General features: G+C 65.9%; 21 protein-coding genes. 6 read left to right on the forward strand and 15 right to left on the reverse strand.

Annotated features, from left to right (window positions below):
* Positions 1-99 precede the first annotated feature (99 nt).
* The 6 genes from guaA to AC1MCD_RS13770 form a co-directional block, all read right to left on the reverse strand.
* On the reverse strand, positions 100-1,689 hold the full coding sequence (gene guaA / locus AC1MCD_RS13745; protein WP_498672758.1) for a glutamine-hydrolyzing GMP synthase: 1,590 nt from the start codon (positions 1,687-1,689) through the stop codon (positions 100-102).
* A gap of 100 nt (positions 1,690-1,789) precedes the next feature.
* Positions 1,790-2,290: a DUF3817 domain-containing protein gene (locus AC1MCD_RS13750; RefSeq protein WP_498672759.1), complete on the reverse strand. Its 501-nt coding sequence runs from the start codon at positions 2,288-2,290 to the stop codon at positions 1,790-1,792.
* Positions 2,287-3,147 (reverse strand): SURF1 family protein, encoded by an 861-nt coding sequence (locus AC1MCD_RS13755; protein ID WP_498672761.1) that lies wholly within the window; start codon positions 3,145-3,147, stop codon positions 2,287-2,289. The genes AC1MCD_RS13750 and AC1MCD_RS13755 overlap by 4 nt, the downstream gene beginning before the upstream one ends.
* Before the next feature lie 100 nt (positions 3,148-3,247).
* Positions 3,248-3,736: a PTS sugar transporter subunit IIA gene (locus AC1MCD_RS13760; RefSeq protein WP_190992005.1), complete on the reverse strand. Its 489-nt coding sequence runs from the start codon at positions 3,734-3,736 to the stop codon at positions 3,248-3,250.
* A 45-nt stretch (positions 3,737-3,781) separates the two neighbouring features.
* Complete coding sequence (locus AC1MCD_RS13765) at positions 3,782-5,521, reverse strand: glycerol-3-phosphate dehydrogenase/oxidase (RefSeq protein ID WP_498672764.1); 1,740 nt, start codon at positions 5,519-5,521, stop codon at positions 3,782-3,784.
* An 83-nt stretch (positions 5,522-5,604) separates the two neighbouring features.
* Complete coding sequence (locus AC1MCD_RS13770) at positions 5,605-6,741, reverse strand: GuaB3 family IMP dehydrogenase-related protein (protein ID WP_498672765.1); 1,137 nt, start codon at positions 6,739-6,741, stop codon at positions 5,605-5,607.
* A gap of 300 nt (positions 6,742-7,041) precedes the next feature.
* On the opposite strand from AC1MCD_RS13770, the gene AC1MCD_RS13775 reads away from it, so the two are divergent.
* Positions 7,042-8,031, forward strand: coding sequence for a hypothetical protein (locus tag AC1MCD_RS13775; protein WP_498672768.1), 990 nt, complete (start codon positions 7,042-7,044; stop codon positions 8,029-8,031).
* Here AC1MCD_RS13775 and AC1MCD_RS13780 read toward each other — a convergent pair.
* From AC1MCD_RS13780 to AC1MCD_RS13790, 3 genes are all read right to left on the reverse strand, one after another.
* Positions 8,016-9,920 (reverse strand): ABC transporter ATP-binding protein, encoded by a 1,905-nt coding sequence (locus AC1MCD_RS13780; RefSeq protein ID WP_498678347.1) that lies wholly within the window; start codon positions 9,918-9,920, stop codon positions 8,016-8,018. The genes AC1MCD_RS13775 and AC1MCD_RS13780 overlap by 16 nt on opposite strands.
* Positions 9,863-11,374, reverse strand: a complete 1,512-nt coding sequence (gene guaB, locus AC1MCD_RS13785; protein ID WP_498672770.1) for an IMP dehydrogenase — start codon at positions 11,372-11,374, stop codon at positions 9,863-9,865. The genes AC1MCD_RS13780 and guaB overlap by 58 nt, the downstream gene beginning before the upstream one ends.
* Positions 11,375-11,593: 219 nt before the next feature.
* The gene (locus AC1MCD_RS13790) at positions 11,594-13,660 is read right to left on the reverse strand and encodes an acyltransferase family protein (protein WP_498672772.1); all 2,067 of its coding nucleotides are present in this window, start codon (positions 13,658-13,660) and stop codon (positions 11,594-11,596) included.
* Positions 13,661-13,791: 131 nt separating this feature from the next.
* Between AC1MCD_RS13790 and AC1MCD_RS13795 the strand changes: the two genes are divergently transcribed.
* Entirely contained in the window at positions 13,792-14,760 is a 969-nt protein-coding gene (locus tag AC1MCD_RS13795) for a DUF389 domain-containing protein (RefSeq protein ID WP_498672774.1), read from the forward strand.
* Between the two features lie 4 nt (positions 14,761-14,764).
* Here AC1MCD_RS13795 and AC1MCD_RS13800 read toward each other — a convergent pair whose 3' ends face one another.
* On the reverse strand, positions 14,765-16,288 hold the full coding sequence (locus AC1MCD_RS13800; protein WP_498672776.1) for an ATP-dependent DNA ligase: 1,524 nt from the start codon (positions 16,286-16,288) through the stop codon (positions 14,765-14,767).
* Positions 16,289-16,350: 62 nt separating this feature from the next.
* On the opposite strand from AC1MCD_RS13800, the gene AC1MCD_RS13805 reads away from it, so the two are divergent.
* Positions 16,351-16,953 (forward strand): dihydrofolate reductase family protein, encoded by a 603-nt coding sequence (locus AC1MCD_RS13805; protein WP_498672778.1) that lies wholly within the window; start codon positions 16,351-16,353, stop codon positions 16,951-16,953.
* An 86-nt stretch (positions 16,954-17,039) separates the two neighbouring features.
* Here the strand turns inward: AC1MCD_RS13805 and groL are convergent, their stop codons facing one another.
* Positions 17,040-18,650, reverse strand: a complete 1,611-nt coding sequence (gene groL, locus AC1MCD_RS13810) for a chaperonin GroEL (protein ID WP_498672780.1) — start codon at positions 18,648-18,650, stop codon at positions 17,040-17,042.
* Between the two features lie 76 nt (positions 18,651-18,726).
* On the reverse strand, positions 18,727-19,020 hold the full coding sequence (groES, locus tag AC1MCD_RS13815; RefSeq protein ID WP_056344177.1) for a co-chaperone GroES: 294 nt from the start codon (positions 19,018-19,020) through the stop codon (positions 18,727-18,729).
* A 227-nt stretch (positions 19,021-19,247) separates the two neighbouring features.
* Here groES and AC1MCD_RS13820 point away from each other — a divergent pair, with 227 nt between their 5' ends.
* Positions 19,248-19,589: an EamA family transporter gene (locus AC1MCD_RS13820; RefSeq protein ID WP_498672783.1), complete on the forward strand. Its 342-nt coding sequence runs from the start codon at positions 19,248-19,250 to the stop codon at positions 19,587-19,589.
* Between the two features lie 24 nt (positions 19,590-19,613).
* Positions 19,614-20,180 (forward strand): DMT family transporter, encoded by a 567-nt coding sequence (locus tag AC1MCD_RS13825; RefSeq protein WP_498672786.1) that lies wholly within the window; start codon positions 19,614-19,616, stop codon positions 20,178-20,180.
* Here the strand turns inward: AC1MCD_RS13825 and AC1MCD_RS13830 are convergent.
* Positions 20,105-20,485: a hypothetical protein gene (locus AC1MCD_RS13830; RefSeq protein WP_498672788.1), complete on the reverse strand. Its 381-nt coding sequence runs from the start codon at positions 20,483-20,485 to the stop codon at positions 20,105-20,107. The genes AC1MCD_RS13825 and AC1MCD_RS13830 overlap by 76 nt on opposite strands.
* A 54-nt stretch (positions 20,486-20,539) precedes the next feature.
* Between AC1MCD_RS13830 and AC1MCD_RS13835 the strand changes: the two genes are divergently transcribed.
* A complete protein-coding gene (locus AC1MCD_RS13835) occupies positions 20,540-21,787 on the forward strand; it encodes a THUMP-like domain-containing protein (RefSeq protein WP_498672790.1) in 1,248 nt (415 codons plus the stop codon).
* On the opposite strand, the gene AC1MCD_RS13840 is transcribed toward AC1MCD_RS13835, so the two are convergent.
* Complete coding sequence (locus AC1MCD_RS13840; RefSeq protein ID WP_498678349.1) at positions 21,771-22,568, reverse strand: shikimate 5-dehydrogenase; 798 nt, start codon at positions 22,566-22,568, stop codon at positions 21,771-21,773. The genes AC1MCD_RS13835 and AC1MCD_RS13840 overlap by 17 nt on opposite strands.
* A gap of 99 nt (positions 22,569-22,667) precedes the next feature.
* Complete coding sequence (locus AC1MCD_RS13845) at positions 22,668-24,125, reverse strand: glycoside hydrolase family 3 N-terminal domain-containing protein (RefSeq protein ID WP_498678350.1); 1,458 nt, start codon at positions 24,123-24,125, stop codon at positions 22,668-22,670.
* Positions 24,126-24,296 lie beyond the last annotated feature (171 nt).

Below are 24,296 nucleotides of genomic sequence, written 5' to 3' on the forward strand. Positions count from 1 at the left end.
GTATGAGAGACCGCAACACTGGGTCAGGCCAAATTAGGGGATTTGGACGGATAAGAACAATGGCCGGCCTCCGCTGACGGAGACCGGCCACTCACACTGCTATTCCCACTCGATGGTTCCCGGCGGCTTGCTGGTCACGTCCAGCACCACCCGGTTGACGCCCTCCACCTCGTTGGTGATCCGGTTGGAGATCCGGGCCAGGAGATCGTAGGGAAGGCGCGACCAGTCGGCCGTCATGGCGTCCTCGGAGGACACTGGGCGTAGGACGATCGGGTGGCCGTAGGTGCGGCCGTCGCCCATCACGCCAACGCTGCGGACGTCGGCCAGCAGGACAACCGGCATCTGCCATACTTCGTTGTCCAGTCCGGCTGCGGTCAGCTCGGCCCGGGCGATGGCGTCCGCCTTGCGCAGCAGGTCCAGGCGTTCCTTGGTGACCTCGCCGACGATGCGGATGCCGAGGCCGGGGCCGGGGAAAGGCTGGCGGCCGACGATTTCCTGCGGCAGGCCCAGCTGGGCGCCAACGGCACGGACTTCGTCCTTGAACAGTGCGCGCAGCGGTTCCACGAGTTCGAACTGCAGGTCCTCGGGAAGTCCGCCCACGTTGTGGTGGCTCTTGATGTTGGCTGCACCCTCGCCGCCGCCGGATTCGACGACGTCCGGGTACAGCGTGCCCTGGACCAGGAACTTGATCTTCTCGCCGTGGGCCGCTGCCTCCGCAATGATGGCCAGTTCAGCCTCTTCGAACGCGCGGATGAACTCGCGGCCAATGATCTTGCGCTTGGTTTCAGGATCGCTGACGCCGGCCAGGGCTGCTTGGAAGCGCTCCTGCTCGTTGGCGACGTAGAGCTTGACGCCGGTGGCGGCCACGAAGTCGCGTTCCACCTGTTCTGCTTCGCCTTCGCGCAGCAGCCCGTGGTCAACGAACACGCAAGTCAGCTGGTCGCCGACCGCGCGCTGGACCAGTGCTGCGGCTACTGCGGAGTCAACGCCGCCGGAGAGTCCGCAGATGACCCTGGCGTCGCCGACCTGCTGGCGGATCCGGTCCACCTGTTCCTCGAGGATGTTCCCCGCGGTCCAGTTGGGCTCGAGCTTCGCGCCCTTGAACAGGAAGTTCTCCAGCACCTGCTGGCCATACGCTGAGTGTCTGACCTCCGGGTGCCACTGCACGCCGTACAGGCACTTTTCCTCGTTGGCAAAGGCAGCCACTTCGGCGCCCGCCGTCGTCGCCAGCACTTCGAAGCCTTCAGGGGCGGCGTGCACGGAGTCGCCGTGGCTCATCCAGGTGTTCTGGTGCTGCGGCATACCCTCAAGCACCGATCGGCCCTCGCCGAGGATGGTGGTCAGGGTGGAACCGTACTCGCGCAGGCCTGTCTTGTCGACTTTTCCGCCCAGCGCGTTGGCCATGGCCTGGAAGCCGTAGCAGATGCCGAGCACGGGAATCCCGGCCTCAAACAGGTCGGCGCCCACCGATGGCGCACCGTCCGCGTACACGCTGGACGGGCCACCCGACAGAATGATGGCAGCGGGGTCCTTGGCCAGGAGCTGCTCGGTGCTGTAGGTATGCGGAACCACTTCCGAATACACATTCGCTTCCCGGACGCGGCGGGCAATCAGCTGCGCGTACTGGGCACCGTAGTCAACAACCAGCACCGGCTTCTGGGAAGTCTGGGGTGCAGAGGGAGTAGTCACCGTACTAGCCTACTTTGCGTGGTTGCCCCGCCGCACATTCAGGACCGCCGGTGTGACGGAGTGAACGTCCGACGGCGGGACTCACCCGCCGTCGCTCGCGTCAGTACCGCTGCGCCGCCTGCGGGTGCGCCGCGAGTTCCGCTTCGACCTCGGCGTGGAACTTCTTCTCCACGAAGAACGAAAGGAACGGCACTACCCCGCCCAGGGCCAACAGGATGAGCTTGAGGAACGGCCAGCGCATCAGCGTCCACAACCGGAAGTTGGAGATCAGGTACACCACGTACATCCAGCCATGCACGATCAGCACGGCAATGGAAAGGTTGACTCCGCCCACCACGCCCTGGGGTTCGGCGTCGGCAAAGCCCAGGCCGAAGGGCTGGCCGGTCACGGCGTTTGTGCCGCCTGCGAACAGGTACTGGCCAAATGCGTACCGCGTGATCAGTTCGGCGCACAGCAGCAGCAGCATCCCGCCGGTCAGGTAGGCCAGCACCTTGTAGAACTTCAGGGCTGACCGGATCTGGGCCTCGGTACCGCCGAAGCGGCGTTTTTTGTTCTTTCCCTGGGCGGTACCCTGCTGGATGGCCGGTTTCGGTTCGATCATGGCTTTACCTTTTGTTGGAGCTGTTCAGAAGTTGGAGGGCCGTGCGGAGTGGGCGGCGCATCCTCGTGGATGTCGTCGTCGAGATCCTCTTCGAGGTCCCGCCGGTAGTCGTCCTTGACCAGCCGCCACCAGATGAACAGGGCGAAGCCGGCGAAAACCACCCACTCCAAGGAGTAGAAGAGGTTGAGCCAGTTGACCTGCTGGGCCGGGGGCTGCGGACCGATGTTGAGTGGCAACAGGCTCCCGCGAACGGCCGCAGCGCTGACGTCGGCGCCGTCCGCTACTTCGGCGGTGGCAGCCACAAATCCCGGGTAACTGCTGACGTCCCAGTAATTGATGAGTTCGGCGACCGAGACGGCGGAAGCGCGTCCGGCTTCCGGCGCGGTTTCCGGGAGCGGCGATTCGGAGGGAATCAGCCGTCCGGTCAGGTGGACGGCGCCCGACGGCGGCGCGCCGGCGTCGTCGGGATTGGCCACCCAGCCGCGGGCTACCGGAATCCACGTCTGGGGGGACGCTGCTACGCCGCTGAGGGCAGGGGCCCCCTGGACGGCAAAGGCGGACACAACCCAATAGCCTGTGTGGCCGTCCTTCAGGCGTCCGGGAATCAGGACCTGTTTTGCGGGGTCATAGGTGCCGTCGGCTGAAACCATCTGGTCGGACACGGACCCGGGGAAGAAGTGTCCGGGCTCAAGGGTTTCGGTGAGGGCCCTTGTCTCTTCGGTGGCCGGGCTCACCGGAACTTCGGGTTGCACGGACCGCCCGAACTGCCACTGGCTGAGCAGGACAAACACCCCGGAGACGGCGATCGCGAACACCAGGCCTGCGATCCATCGGGGCTTAAGGGCTGTTTTCCACACCCCTTAACCGTACTTCGTTCCGCTGTAGAACAACTAAACGAGCCTGTCCTACCCCCGGAGTGGGGCAGGAGGGTCATATGGGACTTTGCTGCCCGAATCCTTAGTGGTCGAAGAACACCAGGCTTGAGTTGATCAGCTCGGCGATCACTTCGGCGTCATAGGCCCTGCGCAGGGACTCCCGGAAGGATTCCTTGGACAGTGAACGCGCCAGCGTGGCGAGCACTTCGAGGTGATCGGAGAACGAACTGGCCGGGGTGGCGATCAGCAGGATGACGGTGGCGGGACCGTCGGCGGCACCGAAATCGAGCGCGTGCCCGTACTTGGTGATTCCGACGGCGATCGACGTCCGCGAGACGAACTCGCTGCGGGCGTGCGGCAGCCCGATTCCTCCCGGCAGGCCGGTGGCGAGCTGGTGTTCACGGGCGTTGACGTGCTCAAGGAAGCCCGGAAGGTCCGTGACCCGGCCGGCCGCGAAGAGCCGTTCTGCGAGTTGCGCCGCAGCGTCCGCCTTGTCCGTTGCCTCCAACTCCAAAATCACCAGTTCGGAGGTGGTCAGATCGGCATCGTACCGGTCAAGTGGTTCGGCCAAGGCGTGTTCCTTCGGTCAGGTGAGAAGTGGTGATGCCAGAGCCCCTCAGCGCAACGGGACGATGTCCTCCACGCCCAGGCGTGCGGCGTCGGCTGATTCGTCGTCCGGCTGCTGCTGGCTCAGCCGTTCGGCCTCTACGCGAGCGATGTAATGCTTTATTTCGCTTTCGCGCTGCACATCGCTCCAGCCAAGGACCTCGCCCATCAGTTTAGCGACTACCGGCACCGCGGATACGCCACGGTCCCACGATTCAATGGAAATGCGGGTCCGCCGGGTCAGGACATCCTGAACGTGCCGGGCGCCTTCGTGGGTTGCTGCGTAGACGGCCTCCGCCTGCAGGTAATCGTCAGCGCCGGGCAGCGGCTCTGCAAGTTCTGGCCGCTCCTTGATGATGGCGAGCACTTCGGGCGTCATGGAGCCGTAGCGGTTGAGCAGGTGTTCCACCCGGGCCACATGGACGCCGGATTCCTCGGCGGTCCTGCTCCGCCGGTTCCACGCTGCCTTGTAGCCGCTGGCACCGAGCAGCGGGATGGTTTCGGTGCAGCTTGGCGGCACCCGCTCATCCATGGTGCGGGTGGCTTCATCCACCGCGTCCTTGGCCATCACCCGGTAGGTGGTCCATTTGCCGCCGGCCACCACCACCAGGCCAGGTACGGGGTGGGCCACCACATGTTCGCGCGAAAGCTTGGCAGTGGAGTCGTTCTCACCGGCCAGCAGCGGACGCAGCCCGGCGTAGACGCCTTCGACGTCTTCCCTCGTCAGGGGGCGCTTAAGCACCTTGTTGACGTGTTCCAGTATGTAGTCGATGTCCTTGCTGGACGCTGCCGGATGGGCCTTGTCCAGATGCCAGTCGGTATCGGTGGTGCCGATGATCCAGTGCCGGCCCCACGGAATCACAAACAGCACCGATTTCTCGGTCCGCAGGATCAGGCCAACAGTGGACTGGAACCGGTCGCGGGGCACCACCAGGTGGATGCCCTTGGACGCCCGGACCTTCAGCTGGCCGCGGTCCGTGACCATGGCCTGGGTTTCGTCAGTCCACACCCCGGTGGCGTTGATGACCTGCTTGGCCCGGATATTGAACTCCGAACCGTCCTCGTGGTTGACCACTTTGGCCCCAACCACGCGTTCGCCTTCACGGAGGAAGTCCACCACGGCCATCTGGTTCACTGCATGGGCGCCGTAGTGGGCTGCCGTCCGGATGAGGTTGGCGCAGTACTTTGCGTCGTCCACCTGGCCGTCGTAGTAGCGGATTGACCCCACAAAGGCATCTTTTTTGAGGCTGGGCGCGGCCCGCAGGGTGCCTCGCCTGCTGAGATGCTTGTGGAACGGCACGCCCCGCCGGTGCCCGTTGGAGACGGACATCAGGTCATACAGGGCGATGCCGGCCCCTACGTAGGGGCGTTCGAAGAAGGGTTTGGTCAGGGGGTACAGGAACGGCACCGGCCGGGCCAGGTGCGGCGCGAGCTCTGAAAGCAGCAGTCCACGCTCCTGCAAAGCTTCCTTGACCAGCCCGAAGTCCAGCATTTCCAGGTAGCGCAGGCCACCATGGATCAGCTTGGATGACCGGGACGACGTGCCGGCAGCCCAGTCGCTGGCCTCCACGATTCCCACGCTAAGTCCACGGGTCACCGCATCCAGGGCGGCACCGGTACCGACGATCCCGCCGCCCACAATAAGGATGTCCAGTTCGTTGCCTGGCTCCGAGGTGGCCTTCAGCCGGGCAATCGATGCTTCCCGGGCTGCGGGCCCCAGGGCACCGCCTTCGTTTGGAACACTGTTCATGGAACGCCTCCCCTTGCCGCTGCTGCCGGTAGTAAACCCACACTACTTCGTTGCCGCGCAGTTGGGCAGGCGTCTGCGGACCCTTAGTTACCGGCGTACGGAGACACCACGACGTCGACGCGCTGGAATTCCTTCAGATCCGAGTAACCCGTGGTGGCCATCGACCGGCGAAGCGCACCGATCAGGTTCGACGTGCCGTTGGTGTGGTGGCCCGGTCCGAAGAGCACCTCTTCGAGCGGCCCGACAGTGCCCACATTGGCCCGGTCCCCGCGGGGCAGCTCCAGGTGGTGCGCCTCCTGGCCCCAGTGCCAACCCTTGCCCGGAGCCTCTTCGGCCCTCGCGAGCGCGCTGCCAAGCATCACGGCGTCGGCGCCCATGGCGATGGCCTTGACGATGTCACCCGAGGTGCCCATGCCGCCGTCGGCGATGACATGGACGTAGCGTCCGCCGGATTCGTCCATGTAGTCACGGCGCGCGGCCGCGACGTCGGAGATTGCGGAGGCCATGGGCGAGTGGATTCCGAGCGCGCGGCGGGTGGTGGTGGTGGCTCCCCCACCGAAGCCGACCAGGACGCCGGCGGCACCGGTCCGCATCAGGTGCAGGGCAGGCGTGTAGCCGGCCGCGCCACCCACAATCACCGGAACGTCGAGTTCGTAAATGAACTGCTTCAGGTTGAGCGGTTCGTCTTCTTTCGAGACGTGCTCGGCTGAGACGGTGGTCCCGCGGATGACAAAAATGTCGACGCCGGCGGCCACCACGGTCTTGTAGTGTTCCTGGGTGCGCTGCGGCGTCAGCGATCCGGCCACGGTCACTCCGGCTGCGCGGATCTCGGCGAGGCGTGACGTAATCAGTTCCGGCTGGATGGGGGCCCGGTAGAGCTCCTGCATGCGGCCGGTCACCGCGGGGCTGTTGACCTCATCTTCGAGGGCGCCGATCTCGTTGAGGATGGGCTGCGGATCCTCGTAGCGGGTCCAGAGGCCCTCGAGGTCCAGGACACCCAGACCGCCCAAACGGCCCAGGGCGATGGCCGTCTCCGGGGACATGGCCGAATCCATAGGCGCCGCGATCACGGGCATCTCAAACTTAAAGGCATCAATCTGCCACGAGACAGACACGTCCTTGGGGTCGCGGGTACGACGGTTAGGGACGATCGCAATGTCATCCAGGGAGTAGGCACGACGCCCACGCTTGCCACGGCCGATCTCGATCTCGTAAGTCACTGCTCTAGGTTATCCCAGCGGACCTTCTCCGGGCGGACGGCGAGCGGACGGCAACCCATGGGAACTGGTCCCCATCGCGGTGGGCGCTGCAATGAAATACTTTGAAGGCAACAGAAGACCGGCACGGACTGCCGGTGAACAAAATTTGGGGAACGGCATGGCGCCAGGCATATACGGTGCTGACATCGAGCAGCTCCGAGCACTGTCGAAATCACTGGGGCAGTCAGGAACACGCCTCAGGGACCTGCGTGACGGCGGACAACCCGGGTCCGTTGTCCGCGCTCTCCTGTCGGCACCGGCATGACGGGTACGGTCACGGATCCTCGCGCGGCGGCCTTCGGCTTCAGCCAGCGCCGGTCCTGGGTCTTCTCTGCGTGGTGGTACCCGGCCGTACTGGCGATCGCAGGAGCAGTGCACGCCGGCCTGGCCACGGTCCTGGGACAAAGCGCGGAAATCGGGGTGGTCATGGTGATCCTTGGTGGGGTCTTCGCGGCCTTGGGCTGGATCTTTACTACCTGGCCGCGATTCACCCGCAAGCCGCCAAGGCCAGCCTCGGACATCCCCCGGGTGGAACAGGGAATCCGGATCACTCCCGGCATGATCCGGACCATGCTCATCGCCAGCGCACTGGGCATCGCGGCCCTGCCCAACGGGGTTCCCTTCCCGGCCGGCCAGCCCGTACATCCTCTGGACTATTGGCTCTCCCCGGAGCTCGCCCGGATCAGCCCACCCGGGGCCCCTTCCCGTCTGCGGCAATTGGCCGACGCCCAGGGGACCCTGGCGGCGGCTTGGAGCAGCGCGATCAGCTGCGGACCCGTCCTGATCCTGGGTGGCGCGTTCGCCTCCGCCACGTCAGGGAACCCTGCCTGGGTCCTGGTCCTCGGGCTGCTTGGCGCTGCGTTAGCCGCGCTGGGCGTCTTTTCGTGGAAGCGGACACGCGCCACGGTGCCGAATACCGACAGGCTCCTGATCAGCCGTGGCCCAGGCACGGCCCGCGGCGGCATCGTCATGGTATCCGTGCTGGCCGCCATCGTGGGCGTGATCCTGGCCTCGGCCTTGGCCGGGACCGCTTCTCCGGGAAACTCCACAGTCGTCACATTGATCGGCATCTACGTCCTCTTCGTGATGTTCCTGATGGCCTGCATCCTTGTCCCGTCGGTGGTGATGGGCCGGGCCCGGCAGTCTTTCCGGCGAAGGGCCCAGAGTGACCCGGCTCTCCGCCTTGCGCTGGAAAGCGACCTGGCCACATGGCGCGACCCGTACGGCAACGCGAGTTACGGCCCGCTCTGAGCGTCGAGGCTGAGCTGGGACTCGAACATCCGGAAGTACCGGCCACGCAGCGCAACCAGTTCCTTATGGGTGCCATGTTCCACGATCTGCCCGTCCTCGAGCATGTAGACGATGTCGGCCTTCTCAATGGTGGCGAGCCGGTGGCTGATGGCAATGATGGTGCTGCTGCGGTCCGCGAACAGCCGGGTGAAGATCCGGTGCTCGGCCAGCGCATCGATCGCTGAGGTTGGCTCGTCCATCACCATGAATTGGGCGTCCCGGTAGAAGTTCCTGGCCATTGCGAGCCGCTGCCACTGCCCGCCGGAGAGTCCACTCCCCTTCCTGCCCCGCGGATCCTCCATCCAGTTGCTGACGTGGTTGTCCAGGCCGTTGGGCAGCTTGTTGATGAATTCGAGGGCTTCGGAGTCGGCCGCCGCCCGCCGGATACGGTCATCGTCGCGCGGCGAATCGACGTCGCCAAAACGGATATTGTCGGCGGCAGTGGCAAACTCGTACTTCAGGAACTCCTGGCTCAGCACCGCCAGGTGGCGGTGCCAGGAGGTGACATCGACGGCGGCGAGATCGACGCCGTCGAGCATTACCTGGCCGCAGTCCGGGGCGTAAAGCCCGGCCAGAATCCTGATCAGGGTGGACTTCCCGGCACCGTTCTCCCCCACGATGGCAATGTGCTGCCCTTCGCGGATGGTCATGCTGATACCGCGGATCACCTCGAGGTCGCTGCCTGTATAGGTAAAGCGGATGTCCCTCAGCTCTACAACCTTCGGCGACTGCAGCAGCGGCGGGGCGTGGTGCGAGTGCACGGGCAGCGCCATGAATACTTCATAGTCCTTGAGGTTGGCCAGATCCTCATCGATGGAACTCAGCGAAGACACCAGGTTGTTGGCCGTGGAGAGGGCGCGGCTGACAATCTGCTGGACGTACAGGAATTGGCCCACCGGCTGCGCCCGGGCGATGATCTGCCCCACCACCCAGATCAACGAGACCACTTCGGCGCCGTACTGCAGGGCGTCGGCCGCGAGCTGCTTGGGAATGTACCGCTTCTGAAAGTCCAGGCGCCGGCGCTCGTCGGCGTCGCGGAGCCTGGAGCGGAGGTCCATCAGGTAGCCAACGATCCCATAGAGCCGCATCTCCGCGATGTGCTGCGGGCGGAGCAGGTTCGTTTCGATCATTCTGCGCTGGCGGCGCGAATCCACCTGGGTGTTCCAATGCGCGATTTGCTCCCGGGAAAGCTTGAACTGCAGGTAGACGCTGGGCACGATCGCCACCAGGACAATCACGGCGATCCACCAGCTGACCAGCAGCAGCGCGCCGATGGCCAGGATCACCGAAACCAGCTGGGTGAAGATCGCGGCGATCCGGTCCAGGACCCTGGCATAGGAGTCGGAGAACCGTTTGGCGCGGTCGTAAAGGTCCACGGTCTCCTTGTCGTCATAGCGCCAGAACTCGAGGGCCAGGAAGCGCTCGTACATCTGGTCGCCCACAATGGCGCCCACCTTGAAGCTCATGAGCTGCTGGATGTACCGGTCCACGCTGCTGAAGGCACCCCAGAACAGTCCCAGAGCAGCAGTGATGATCACGTACACGATGGCCTGCTGGCCCGCCGCGGCGTCGCCGGCGTAGGCGGCTGCCAGGGCCGTGGTGGTCAGCGCGGCGAAGAAGGTGGTTACCAGAGGCAGCGTCGCCGAGATGAGCGACCCTACAACTTTCATCACGACGGCGGCGGGCGAGGCGCGGAAACTGACCCGAAGCACCTGTGACACGGCCCGGGCGTAAGGCCGCAGGGCAAGTTTCCGGCTGGGCGTCCGGGCGGGCCGCAGCTCAGACACGGCCGTTAGCGCGAACCGTAGTTCGGAGCCTCCACAGTCATCTGGATGTCGTGGGGGTGGGATTCCTTCAAACCCGCAGCGGTGATGCGGACAAACTTGCCGCGCGCCTTGAGCTCCGGAACGGTGGGTGCGCCGGTGTAGAACATGGTCTGGCGGAGGCCGCCCACCAGCTGGTAGGCCACCGAAGCGAGCGGGCCGCGGTAAGCGACGCGGCCTTCGATGCCTTCGGGAATGAGCTTGTCGTCACCGGAGACGTCCGCCTGGAAGTAGCGGTCCTTGGAGTAGGACGTGTTCTTGCCACGGGTCTGCATGGCCCCGAGGGAACCCATGCCGCGGTAGAGCTTGAACTGTTTGCCGTTGACGAAGATCAGGTCACCCGGGGACTCATCGCAGCCGGCGAGGAGGGAGCCCAGCATGACGGTATCGGCCCCGGCTACCAGCGCCTTGCCGATGTCGCCCGAGTACTGCAGGCCGCCGTCGGCGATCAGCGGCACCCCGGCAGGGATGGCTGCCTTGGCGGACTCATAGATGGCGGTGATTTGCGGAACGCCCACGCCGGCCACCACGCGGGTGGTGCAGATGGAGCCGGGACCCACGCCCACCTTGATGCCGTCGGCGCCGGCGTCGATCAGTGCCTGGGCACCTTCCCGGGTGGCCGCCTGGCCGCCGATGATGTCCACGTGGGCTGCCACGGGATCAGACTTGAGGCGGCGGATCATGTCCAGCACACCCTGCGAGTGGCCGTTGGCCGTGTCAACGAAGAGGGCGTCGACACCAGCGTCGATCAGGGCCATGGCGCGTTCCCAGCCGTCACCGAAGAATCCGATGGCGGCGCCAACACGGAGCCGGCCCTCGTCGTCTTTGGTGGCCAGCGGGTACTGCTCGGCCTTGGTGAAGTCCTTGGTGGTGATGAGTCCCTTGAGCCGGCCCTGCTCGTCAACGAGCGGCAGCTTCTCGACCTTGCTGGTGGCCAGCTTGTGGGAGGCTTCCTCACGGCTGATGCCAACATGGCCGGTGATCAGCGGCATCTTGGTCATCACGTCGCTGACCAGTCGCAGCGGGAAGTCTGCTTCGGGCACAAAGCGGGTGTCGCGGTTGGTGACAATGCCGAGCAGCCGCATGCCCTCGTCCACCACGGGGAGGCCGGACACGCGGTAGTGCGAGCAGATCTCGTCCAGTTCCGCCAGCGTGGCTTCCGGGCCGATGGTCAGCGGGTTGGTGATCATCCCGGACTCGCTGCGCTTGACGCGGTCCACCTGGTCGGCCTGGTCCTGGATGGAGAGGTTGCGGTGGATGACGCCCATGCCGCCCTGGCGTGCCATGGCAACAGCCATCCGCGATTCGGTGACGGTGTCCATGGCGGCGGAGAGCAGCGGCGTGTGAACCGAGATCCGCTTGGAAATCCGTGACGACGTGTCAGCTTCGGACGGGATGACGTCCGTGTGGCCCGGGAGGAGCAGGACGTCGTCGTAGGTCAGGCCGATGAAGCCGAAGGGGTTGTGCTCGGGCTGGGTCATGAGTGCGCCTCTTACCTTGGTCTTGGGTTCTCGGGTAGGGGTTGCAGCTGATGACCAGCCCGTCATTACGGGACTGGTCGGTGCAGGGCCTAATACGTCGGGTGCCGCACGCACGGAAAGCCATGCGCAAAGCTTTGAGTAAATATTAGAACCTCGCAGCCGTTCCCCCTATTCCGGGAGCGCATTGTGAGCAAGGGCACTACCCGCCCGGCCGGAGGGTCACTTCCAGCCTGTGGCTGCCAGCAGTCGCTCCTCGAACATGGGGATCATGCTTTCGACGTACGTCCGGCTCAGGTGGTTGTCGTCCTTGTACACGTAGACGTTCCCCACCACGGCGGGGCAGATGCCGCCGGCGCAGATAAAATCGCTCAGGTCCATCAGGTGCAGGCCGTCGACTTTGCCGCGGTAGCTCTCCAACGGCGAAGGATCCACCAGGGACTCGTTCAGCGGCGGATTGCAGGCCGCTGCGGCCGGGGAGTAGCGCTGGACGCACTCAGGCATGTTGAAGGTGAACCGGGGGTTGTCCCGGATCCCGACAATCTCGATGCCGGCTTCGGCGATCGGCTGGATTCCTTCAAGGTACGCGGGGACATCGGTCTCGAACGGGGCTTCCTCATGCGTCAGCGTGGCCACCGTGAACACGGCATCCGGCCGGTGTTCGAGCACATACGCCGTGCTGGCGCGGTTGTAGGCGTTGCATTCGGCGTTCCGGGTCTCGGACTCAGCACCGAAACGGCAGGCGGGCATCAGCAGCGTGACGAGTTCCCAGCCGCGGGCCTCCGCGATGGGGGCCAGGGCTGCCAGGTACTGCTGGGCGTGCGAGTCCCCCAGCACCACAATCCGTTTGGTGGTCTCGCCTGACGGGACCTCCTGCCGGCAGCCTTCCAGGACGGGATCCGGCGTCGCGTTCCCGTCGATGCAGGGCGCGTGGATCCCCGCCCAGTCGTTATCAAGGGCCGCCGGCGCAGGAATGATCCGCGCCGCGGGAGCCGGCGCCCCGCCGTTCCCCTGCGTGAGTTGGGCCGCCCCCGGAGTCAGCTCCCGGGGCTGCGCTGCGGTGGCAGCCTCCTCCTCGGTGAGGCTCGTCTGCCAGACGGCCACCGGTCCGGCCAGGACGGCGCAGCAGGCGGCAATGACGACGGCGGTGCGCCAGCTGCGCACCTGCGGCCAGCGCCACTCGCGGAGCGGCTTTTCGACAAAGCGGGTAGTGAGGACGGCCAGGACGATCGAAGCGGCGATGATCGCCCCGCCCTGGCTGAGGTTGGGTGACTCGACGCCGGTTGCGGCCAGCGCCAGCACCAAAACCGGCCAGTGCCACAGATAGAGGGCGTAGGAGTTGTCACCAAGTGAAACCAGCGGCTTCCAGCTGAGGAAGCGGTCCACGCCAAACCAGCTGCCGCTTTGGCCGGCCACAATGATCGCTGCCGCGGCGAGGGTGGGCCACAGGGCCACGAATCCCGGGAAGGCCCGGTCCACGGTCAGCACCAGCCCGCAGGAGATCATGGCCACCATGCCTGCCCAGCCGAGCACCAGCCGGAGCACTTTGCCTGGGTTCAGCAACGGCAGGCCCAGCGCCAGCAATGAGCCGAGGGCGAATTCCCACAGCCGGGCCCTCGTATCGAAGTACGCGTACGCCTGGTTCGTGGCTGTCTGGTCAACCGAAAAAGACAGCGAGACTGCAAGGATGACGGTAAACGCGACCGCCAGCACGGCCCTGTAGCTGGTGTTAAACCGCCGGCGGAGGAGCTTCCACACCACGGCGGCGCAAGCGAAGACGAGCGGCCACAGGATGAAGACCTGCCCTTGGATGGACAGCGACCAGAAGTGCTGCAACGGGCTGGCGCCGGCATGGTCCTGGGCGTAGTAGTCCACGGCGGTGTCTGCCAACAGCCAGTTCTGCCGGTAAAGCAGCGACGCCCAGGCCTGATCCAGCACTGCAGGCCAGCGGCTTTGCGGGAGGATCAGCCAGGTCCCGGCGAGGACACCCAGGATCACTACGACGGCGGCAGGTAGCAGCCGTTTGAAGAGGTGCAGCCAGTGCCGAAGGAGGTTGAGTGAGGTCCCCGCTTCGACCTTCCGGACGAAGGACAACGTCAGCAGGAAGGCCGAGATGAGGAGGAAGATATCCACACCACCTGAGACCCGGCCAAGCCACACGTGGTAGGTCACCACCATCAGGACTGCGAGCGCACGGAGCCCCTGGACCTCGGGACGGAAGTTGGGTTTCCGGCGGGCGCTGGTGGCGCCGGCCGTACCGCCCGGGGCAGCCTCTGTTCCCGCAATCAACACAAGTGACCCTTCAAGCCCGCTGGCAAAAACATCAACCCTACGGACAGGCAACGTTCAAGGCCAATCAGATCCCCCAAAGCCGCGGGCAGCACGAACTAAGCTGGCCTCTACCAGGGAAGGGAGCGGACGTGATTGTCCAGCTGCGGATTTGTGTGCCCGAAGAGCTGTCGGCGGTGGCGCTGCAGGCTTGCCAGGACCAGGTGGGAACGGCCGAGACAGCGTTTTTCCCGGGCGCGTCGGTAGCTCCGAAGGGCGACGTCATCGAGGTGCAGGCTGCCCGGGAGGCGGTGGAGGAACTGCTCGAAAAGCTCCACGTCCTCAAGGTACAGGAGGTGGGCTCGATCGTCATTGCCATGCCGGACCTGGTGTTGTCCCGGCGTGCAGAGAAGGCGGAATCTTCGGCACCCGGAGACGGTGCGGACGCCATGATCTGGGACGAAGTCAGCCACCAGACAGGCGAGGACTCCCGGCTCACGTGGAGCTACCTGGCCTTCCTGGTACTGGCCACACAGCTTGCGGCCATCGGCATCGTGACGAATTCCACCATTGCGATCGTTGGGGCCATGGCCGTGGGGCCGGAGTTCGGTCCCTTGGCTGCTCTGGCAGTGGCGTTGGCGAGACGCCAGTGGGCCCTGGGGCGCCGCGCTGCCGTTGCGCTGGCGGTGGGTTTTCCGGTGGCCATGCTGCTCGCGGCACTGACCGCTTGGCTGTCCGTCCCCCTGGGCCTTTTTCCCACCGATGCACTGGATACCGGATCCGCCGTCGAGTTCATCTACCACCCGGGACCGTATTCGCTGATCGTGGCGGTCCTGGCCGGAGCCGCCGGAATGCTTTCCGTCATCAGCCGCCGTTCAGCGGCGCTCATCGGTGTTTTTATCTCGGTCACCACTGTCCCGGCGGCCGGCTTCGTGGCGGTGGCCCTGGTCCTGGGCGAGTTCCAGAAAGCGGCAGGCTCGGCTTTCCAACTGCTGCTGAATCTCGTGGGCATCGTTGTGTCCGCCGTGGCCGTCCTCCTCTTTTACCGGGTGGTCTCCAGGCGGCTGCCCGAAGCTACGGCACGCCAGCTCAGGCGGCAGCTACGGCGGACCCGCGGCTGACGGGCTAAGAACGCAGCAGCCCCCGCAGCGTCTGGATGGTGTCGGCCTCCGCCGCCGTTTTGTCGTCGCGGTAGCGCTTCACGCGGGCGAACCTCAGTGCAATTCCGCCCGGATAGCGCGAGGACTGCTGCACGCCGTCGATGGCGATCTCGACGACGGTGACGGGCTCAACCCAGACGGTGCCCGCCGTGCGCCGCACCTCGAGCTCCTGAAACCTGTCGGTCTGCCAGCGCAACAGCGCGTCGGTGAGGCCCTTGAACGTCTTTCCCACCATCACGTAGCCGCCGGGTTCGCCGAACTCGCCGGTGGGGTCAAGGGCTCCGAGATGCAGGTTCGACAGCAGCCCGGTGCGCCGTCCTGACCCCCACTCGCAGGCGAGGACCACCAGGTCGTAGGTCAGCACCGGCTTCACCTTGATCCAGTTGGAACCTCGCCGTCCGGCCGCGTAGGCCGATCCTACTGCCTTCACCACCACGCCCTCATGGCCCGCGGCGAGCGCATCGCGGGACACTCTCTCGGCAACGGCGGCATCCGCGGTGATCTCCCCAGGAATCCGGTGCGCAGCGGCGATGCGCTCGAGCACACCGATCCGCGTGGACAGCGGCTCGTCGAGCAGGTCCTGCCCGTCGATGTGCAGCACGTCGAAGAACCACGGATGGAGCACCGTGGCCCGCGCGGCATCCGCCCCGAAGCGCGACATGGTCTCTTGGAACGGCCGCGGGGCGCCGTCCTCGTCGAGGGTGAGGGTCTCGCCGTCGAGAATCACGTCGCGGACCGGCAGCCCGCGCACCACCTCCACCACCTCGGGCAGCCGGTGGGTCACCTCGGCCAGGGTGCGTGTGAAGATGCGGACATCGTCGCCGAGGCGATGCACCTGGATGCGTGCGCCGTCGAGCTTGAATTCCACGGAAGCTTCCCCGGTGACCTCCAGCGCCTCGCTTGCGCTTGCCGCGGTTGCGGCGAGCATGGGCTGCACGGGACGGCCGACTACAAGGCCGACGGCGTCGAGCTGGGCTGCCGTGCCCGTGATCGCCAGGAGCGCTGTCCCGCCCAGGTCCCCGGAAAGCATGGCCGCGCGGCGCACGGCGTCGACGGGCCGGTCAGCGGCGCTGGCCACGGCATCCGTGAGAACGCCCTCGAGCGCACCGGTTCGCAGTTCCCCGAGCAGCACGCCGGCGATGAAGGCCTGCTCGCGTTCGGTGGCCGCCGCCGTGAGCGTCCGAAGGGTCGCGGCACGCTCCGCGGCAGATCCGGCGCCTGCAGTGACGAGCAGCCGATCCAGTGCGGCGTCGAGATCGGCTACGGTAAGGCTCGGCTCGGCGGCCGGCTCTCCCATGGCTGCCGACATGCCGCGCCAGCCGATCCCTACCCGGCCCTGCCGCGGCCTGGCAGTGAGCAAGCCGACGGCTACGGCGATGTCCCCGGGTTCGAGGCGGCGCAGCAGGTCCGCCAGCGCAGCGACCTTTGCGAGCCGGGAGCGGGTGGACGCGACGGCGTTGGTGGTTTTCACGAGCTCGTCGAGCAGCATGGCATCAGTCTGCCACGCTGCCGGCTCTGGACAGCGCCGGAACGCCGTTCCAGACTTGGTGGATGGGTATCATCGTCGCGAACCTGTTCATCACCCTCGACGGCGTCTACCAGGCGCCCGGCGGCCGCGAGGAAGACACTGAAGGCGGCTTCGCCTACGGAGGCTGGCAGGCGCCGGTGTCTGACGACCAGGCCGGTGCAGCCATCAGCGCCGAGATCGGCCGCATCGATGCCCTGCTGCTCGGCCGCAAGACCTACGATATCTTCGCCGCATTCTGGCCCCATCAGACCGACGAGATCGGGACCATACTCAACCGCGTACCCAAGTTCGTCGTCTCGAAAACCCTGACCGAGCCGACCTGGGCGGAGACTACCGTGCTGCCGGACGCTGCGGCCGCCGGCCGGCTCCGGGAGGACAACGACCAGGTGCACATGTTCGGGAGCGGCGTCCTCATCCGTTCACTGCTCGCGGCTGACGTGCTTGACCGCCTCCACCTCTGGCTGTATCCGGTCACCCTCGGGCAGGGCAAGCGCCTCTTCGACGCCGGATCCATCCCCGCCACCTTCCGCCTCGCCGAGCCGGCGCGCACCTTCCCGAAGGGGGCAGTGTCGCTGGTCTACGAGCGCGCGGGCGACGTCCAGACGCAGGAGATGGCGGTCGACTGAGGGCAACAAAAACCGGCCCAGCGGATGCCGGACCGGTTTTTTGTTGTGACTGTCAGCGGGCCTGGGCCCACGCGCGGGCTACAACCTTAGTGGCTGTGGCCTGCGTGCTCGTCTTCGTCAGCGGGCTTCTCCACTACGAGGGTCTCGGTGGTGAGAACCAGTGCGGCGATTGAAGCAGCGTTCCGGAGGGCTGCACGGGTGACCTTGACCGGGTCGATGACACCGGCGGCGATCAGGTCTTCGTACTCGCCCGACTTGGCGTTGAAGCCGTTGTTGGTTTCGAGTTCGGCAACCTTGGCCGTGACAACGTAGCCGTCGAAGCCGGCGTTCTGGGCGATCCAGCGCAGTGGCTGGACCAGCGCGCGGCGGACGATGCCCACAGCTGCGGCGGCGTCACCTTCGAGGGCCTTCACTGCGGGATCCTCGTCGAGGGCCTTCAGCGCGTGGATGAGGGCGGAACCGCCACCGGCCACGATGCCTTCTTCGAGGGCGGCGCGGGTGGAGGAAACCGCATCTTCGATGCGGTGCTTCTTTTCCTTCAGCTCAACCTCGGTGGCTGCGCCAACCTTGATCACGCCGATGCCGCCGGCCAGCTTGGCCAGGCGCTCCTGGAGCTTCTCCCTGTCCCAGTCGGAGTCGGTGCGGGTCAGCTCGGCGCGCAGCTGGGAAACCCGGGCTGCGACGTCTTCTGCGGAACCGGCACCGTCAACGATGGTGGTGTTGTCCTTGGTGACCGTGATGCGGCGGGCGGTACCCAGCACCTCAAGGCCAACGGTGTCCAGGCTGAGGCCCAGTTCGGCGGAGACAACCTGCGCACCGGTGAGGGTGGCGATGTCCTGCAGCATGGCCTTGCGGCGGTCGCCGAAGCCCGGAGCCTTGACGGCAACCACGTTCAGGGTGCCGCGGATGCGGTTGACGATCAGGGTGGAAAGAGCCTCGCCCTCGACGTCTTCGGCAATGATGAAGAGCGGCTTGGAGCTCTGCAGCGCCTTTTCCAGCAGCGGCAGGAAGTCCTGGACGGACGAGATCTTGCCCTGGTTGATCAGGATGAGGGCGTCCTCGAGGACGGCTTCCTGACGCTCGGAGTCGGTCACGAAGTACGGGGACAGGTAGCCCTTGTCGAACTGCATGCCTTCGGTGAGGACCAGTTCGGTCTGCGTGGTGGAGGATTCCTCGATGGTGATCACACCATCCTTGCCGACCTTGCCGAACGCTTCGGCGAGGAGCTCGCCGATTTCGTCGCTCTGGGCGGAGATGGCGGCCACGTTGGCAACCTGGGTGCCTTCAACCGGGCGTGCGTTCTCCAGCAGGCGGGCGGCAACGGCTTCAACGGAAACCTCGATGCCGCGCTTGATCTGGCCCGGAGCGGCGCCAGCCGCAACGTTGCGCAGGCCTTCCTTGACCAGGGCCTGGGCCAGCACCGTGGCCGTGGTGGTGCCGTCGCCGGCAACATCGTTGGTCTTGGTGGCTACTTCCTTGGCCAGCTGCGCGCCGAGGTTTTCGTACGGGTCATCAAGCTCAACTTCGCGGGCGATGGTGACGCCGTCGTTGGTGATGGTGGGTGCCCCCCACTTTTTGTCGAGGACAACGTTGCGGCCGCGGGGGCCGAGCGTCACCTTGACAGTGTTGGCGAGCTTATCGATGCCGGCTTCGAGCGACCGGCGTGCAGCGTCATTAAACGCAAGCTGCTTTGCCATGGTTTTGTCCTTTCAAGACAGAACCCCGCACAGCTGACCAGCGGAATGCATGGTCAGCGGCACGGGGATCCAAAAGTTACTTTACGACGATCGCCAGAACGTCGCGGGCGGACAGCACGAGGTACTCGTTGCCGCCGGTCTTGACTTCGGTTCCACCGTACTTGGAGTAGATAACAACGTCGCCAACGGCTACGTCGACCGGAACACGGTTGCCGTCTTCGAAGCGGCCGGGGCCTACTGCAACAACTTCACCCTCCTGCGGCTTCTCCTGTGCGGAGTCCGGGATAACCAGGCCGGAAGCCGTGGTCTGCTCGGCTTCGAGCGGGCGGACAACAATACGATCCTCAAGAGGCTTAATAGAGACCGACACTCGGACCTCTCCTTCTACGTCAGCGAAATTTGTGGACAGTTGAACTGCTTCACCGTGGCTGGCAAACCGTCGTCGCGGTGCCGGCAGCAGCCTGGCTGGCAGCTCTTCATGTGTTAGCACCCTCCTAGGGAGAGTGCTAATGATGACTCTATGTACTCGTTAGCACTCGGTCAAGGCGAGTGCCAGAATTATGTCTCCGGCGAACAGTCTCCGTGTAGATTGGGGCGGTGCGAGCCGCCGTTTACCTGACCCTTGCCACCCTGTTTTGGGCGGGCAACTTCGTGATCGGCCAGGCCGCCATGAAAACCATGCAGCCCCTTCAGCTGACTTACTGGCGCTGGGCCCTGGCCGCTGTCCCGCTGCTGGTGCTGGCCCATGCGGTGGAACGTCCCGACTGGCGCGCGGTCCTGCGCCGCTGGCCGGCTCTGCTGCTCTTGAGCGCATTGGGCATGAGCGCCTACACGCTGTTGCTCTACAGCGCGCTCGGGCACACCTCGGCCCTGAACGCCTCGCTGGTGACGGCCGCGAACCCGGCCCTGATCATGGTCATGGCCGTAATACTGCTCTAGGACAGACCTGGCCCGCTGAGCTGGGTGGGCGTTGTCCTGGGTCTCCTGGGCGTCGTGCTGGTTCTCACCGGCGGCGACCTCGGGCGGCTGCTGACTTTCTCCATCGGCGCCGGCGAACTGCTCATCCTGGCCGCCATTACGGTGTGGGGCTTCTACACGATTCTTGCCCGCAGGCTTTCCATTCCCGCCATCACGTCAACTGCGGTTCAGGTGGCCATGGCCGCGGTTGTCCTCACCCCTTTCGCCCTGGCGGCGGGGGCCGGGCTGCCGTCCACCCCTGCAGAGGGCTGGTCCCTGGCCTACATCGTCCTGTTTCCCTCGCTGGGTTCCTATCTCCTCTGGAACCTCGCACTGAAAAGCACGTCGGCGGCGAACGCCGGCAACTATCTGAACCTCATCGCCGTGTTCACCGCCATCATGACCGTGGTGATGGGTCAGCCCATCACCCTTCCGCAGATCCTGGGCGGAATACTGGTCATTTCAGGGGTGCTGCTCACGAGCGCCGGGAAGGCACCTCAGCGTCCCAGGTCGTCGAAATCGACGTCCTCGTCGCCGTCGTTCCCGTCCTTGAAGGTGCCGCGCCGCAAATAAAGCACGACGGCGCCCCCTAGGGCCGCCAGCAGCGAGAGTACCAGCAGGATGACGCCGCCCAGCCGGGCGCCGCTGTAGAGGTTGCGGATGTCGCGGGCTTCGTCGGTGGCGTCCTGGATGTCCTTGCCGCCCACGGAATAGACGGTGGCGTTGAAGGTGTCCAGGAAGAAGATGATCACCAGCAGGGCGATGCAGACAACGGCTATGGCGGATCCAGCAATCAGGGCGGGGCGGGCAATCTTCACCAGATCCGTGCGGCTGTTTTGGGGCGGTCCGGACGGCTGGGTGCCTGCGCTGTCTTCCATGTCTTCAACCCTAGCCGGAACCGGCGCTTGGCCACCTCCACTAGGCTTGAACCCATGTCTCAAGCACCGCAGGAACAGATCGCCCCACTGCTGACGAGCGAGGGTTGGGAGCTGCTGGCATCCCTGGGGCCGTACCGCGAGGACGAGGCGTTCGAGCTCAATTCGACGCTCCGCAAGGCCGGACACTCCCCCGAACTCGTCTCAGCCGTGCTCACCCAGTCCAGGCTGCGCACCAAGGCTGAGGCCAAGTTCGGGGAGTTCGCAAGGAGCATGCTTTTCACCCGGGCGGGCCTCGAACAGGCCACCCGGCTCAACGTTGCCGCCCGGCATGCGGAGCGCTTCGCGCAGGCAGGCATCCGCCATGTGGCGGACCTCGGCTGCGGACTGGCAGCTGACTCCCTGGCCCTGGCATCGATGGACATCACGGTCACGGCGGTGGAGATGGACGAAACCACCGCGGCCTGCGCCACCGTCAACCTCATCCCGTTTCCCAACGCCACCGTGGTGCACGCTGACGCCACTTCTGTTTCCTTGGAAGGAGTCGACGGCGTCTGGCTGGATCCCGCCCGCCGCGTCACCTCCACCTCGGGCACCAAGCGGATCTGGGATCCCGAGGCGTTCTCGCCGCCGCTGTCCTTTGTGGAATCGCTCGCCGCCACCGGACGCGCTGTCGGCGTCAAAATGGGCCCCGGGATGCCGCACGAATCAGTCCCTGCCGGCTGCGAGGCGCAGTGGGTCTCCGTGGGCGGCGACGTCACCGAAGTGACCCTCTGGTTCAATTCCGTCAGCCGGCCCGGAATCCGCCGCGCCGCCCTCCTTCTCGGGCCGCAGGGTGCCGCCGAGATCACCAGTGCCGAGGATTTCGACGGCGGTCCCACAGCTCCGGTGGGTCCGGCAGAGGGCTACCTGTACGAGCCGGACGGTGCGGTGATCCGCGCAGGTCTGGTTGCCGACGTCGCGCTTCAACTGGGCGGACACCTGCTGGACGAACACATCGCCTACATCTGCGCACCGGACCGGCTGGACACCCCATTCGCCCGCGCTTATAGGGTTCTGGAGGTGATGCCGTACAACGTCAAGGCGCTCAAGGCCTGGGTCAAGGACAACGGCATCACGGTGCTGGACATCAAGAAACGCGGCATGTCCGTCACTCCGGAAGAACTGCGGAAGCAGCTGCTCCCAGGGGGCAAGGCCGGTTACAAGAACAAAAAGGCCGGAACCAAGACGGCCACCCTGGTCCTGACCCGCATTGGGGAGGACCGAGTGGCCATCTCGGTGGAGCCTGTTACTGCGCCCGCATAAAGTCCTCGGCGGCGCGGACCTGCTCGTCGGTGGGACGCACGCCGGTGTAGAGCACAAACTGCTCAAGTGCCTGGATGGTGGCCACCTCGGCACCGGTGATGACCTGTTTCCCGGAAGCACGCGCAGCCTTGATCACGGGCGTTTCGGCCGGCAGCGCCACGACGTCGAACACCACTTGGGCCGCCGCGATGGCGTCCTCCGGGAAGGACAGTGAGTTGACGTCGGGACCTCCTGCCATACCGATGGGAGTGACGTTGATGATCAGGTCTGCCGTGCCGCCGTCGAGCGCTGCCCGCCACTGGAAGCCGTACTGCTCCGCGAGCGCCCGGCCGGTGGTTTCATTGCGGGCGAGGACGGTGACGTCCGTAAAGCCGGCGTCGCGCAGTGCGGCGACGGTGGCTTTGGCCATCCCACCGGCGCCTTGGACCAGCACCGAGTAGTCCGTGGGCACGGCATTGGTTTTCAGCAGCTGTTCGATGGCCGTGTAGTCGGTGTTGTAGGCCTTGAGGTGGCCGTCCGTGTTCACGATGGTGTTGACCGAATCGATGGCTTTGGCGGAAGGATCAAGCTCGTCCACGAGGGCCATCACGTCCTCCTTGTAGGGCATGGACACAGCGCAGCCGCGGATCCCCAGGCCCCGGACGCCGGCAATCGCCTGGGCCAGGTCGGTGGGGGCAAACGCCTTGTAGATCCAGTTCAGGTCCAGCTGATCGTAGAGGTGGTTGTGGAACCGGGTCCCGTTGTTGCTGGGCCGGGCCGACAGCGAGATGCAGAGGGTCATGTCTTTATTCAGAATGGGCACGTCACCATTAAACCTGCCTCCCCCAAGTAGGTAGCACTAACTGTCGTTTTGACGCTCCAAAACGACAGTTGGCGCTACTTAGTTGCGGGTTTGGGGGCAGCCGGTGCCGGCCGGGAAGCTTCCGACGGCGGCGGGCAGCTTCCCGGGGGCGGTTGCCTTGCCGGTCAGCACGGCAACCAGCGCATCGAAAGCGCCGGGGGTCCGGCCGTAAAGCGCAATCTTCACGGGCGCGCCGGAACCTGCGAGCGGCCAGGGCGCATCCAGCGTCACGGCGATGTCGCCTCCGGCGGGTCGCCCCGCGTAGCCGACGAGCGTGACCAGGGGGCCCTGACCGATGCTCAGCCCGGCCTTGGCGGCCGCCGCAGCGAACCGTGCCCTGTCCTGGTCCGACCCCCCGGCAACCCGGACGCCTGCGGGGGCGATGGGCCCGGAACACTGCCCGGACAGTACCGTGATGGCCGCGGCGGAGACCCTCGCTGACGTATCGCCGCTGCTGCCGGGCCCAGCTCCCTGCGGGCCGCCCGCGGATGAGGCCGCCCGGCCGCGCCAGGTCAGCATGGTGGCAACCCGCGTTGCCGCCTCGTCCAGGCGCGCTGCCTGCACGGTTCCAGCGGCCACAGCACCCACGATGGCGGCATGGGCCTGCCCCACGTCGGCGGGCATCAGCAGCAGGTCCGCGCCGGCGGCGAGTGCAGCCGGGGCGGCAGAGCCGCCAGGATATTTCTTCTGGACCGCGCCCATGTTCAGGGCGTCGGTCACGGCTACGCCGTTGAAACCCATACCGCGGAGGGCTGCGTACGTCGGTGCCGACAACGACGCCGGAACACCGGGTTCGAGCGCGGGCACGGCGATGTGTCCCGTCATGACCATGGGCATACCGGCGGCGACGGCGGCCCGGAACGGCTTCCAGTCGCGGGCCTCGAGCTCGGGGATGCCTGCGGGCTGCACCGGCAGATCCTGGTGCGAGTCCACGGTGACGGAGCCATGGCCGGGGAAATGCTTGATGACGGGCAGCACGCCGGCCTCCCGCATCCCCTGCGAGGACGCCACCGCAAGCTGTCCCGCCTGGTCCGGGTTCCCGGACATGGACCGTGCCCCGATGGTGGGATCCGTCGGGCCGATGGTGACGTCGGCATCCGGTGCGAAGTCAAGGTTGAAGCCCAGCGGCGCGAGCTCGGAAGCCAATGCCCGGCCGGCGTCCTTGGCCAGGGGAACGTTGCCCGCGGCCCCGTAGCTCAGGGGTGTGGGCCATTCCGTGAGCGGTGCGCCCAGCCGGGTCACGATCCCGCCTTCCTGGTCCACGCCGATCAGCCCGGGCCATCTCCGCCCGTCCGCGCGGGCAGCCTGCGAAAGCCGCGCATTCACGGCCGTCAGGGCTCCAAGGTCCGCCTGGCCGTTGGCATCCAGCGGAATGTTGTCGCCCATGATGATGGACCCGGCCAGGTGAAGGCGTTCGATGGTGGCAGCCTGGGCTGCAGGATCGGTCCCGGCGTACACGGGCAGCAGTACCTGGCCTGCCTTCTGCTCCACAGACATTGCCGACACGGCAGCGGCAGCAACGTCACGGTCCCGCTGTTCCGGTCCCCAGCCCAGCGGCCTCAGCCCGGGATCAGGTGAGGGCGACGCCGAAGGAGGTGCCGTCGTCGGGCGCACTGACGCTTGCGGTGAGGCAGTCGCGGAAGCCGGTGCGGAGTCTGATGCCTCCGG

It is taken from the genome of Arthrobacter sp. BF1 (assembly GCF_056680215.1).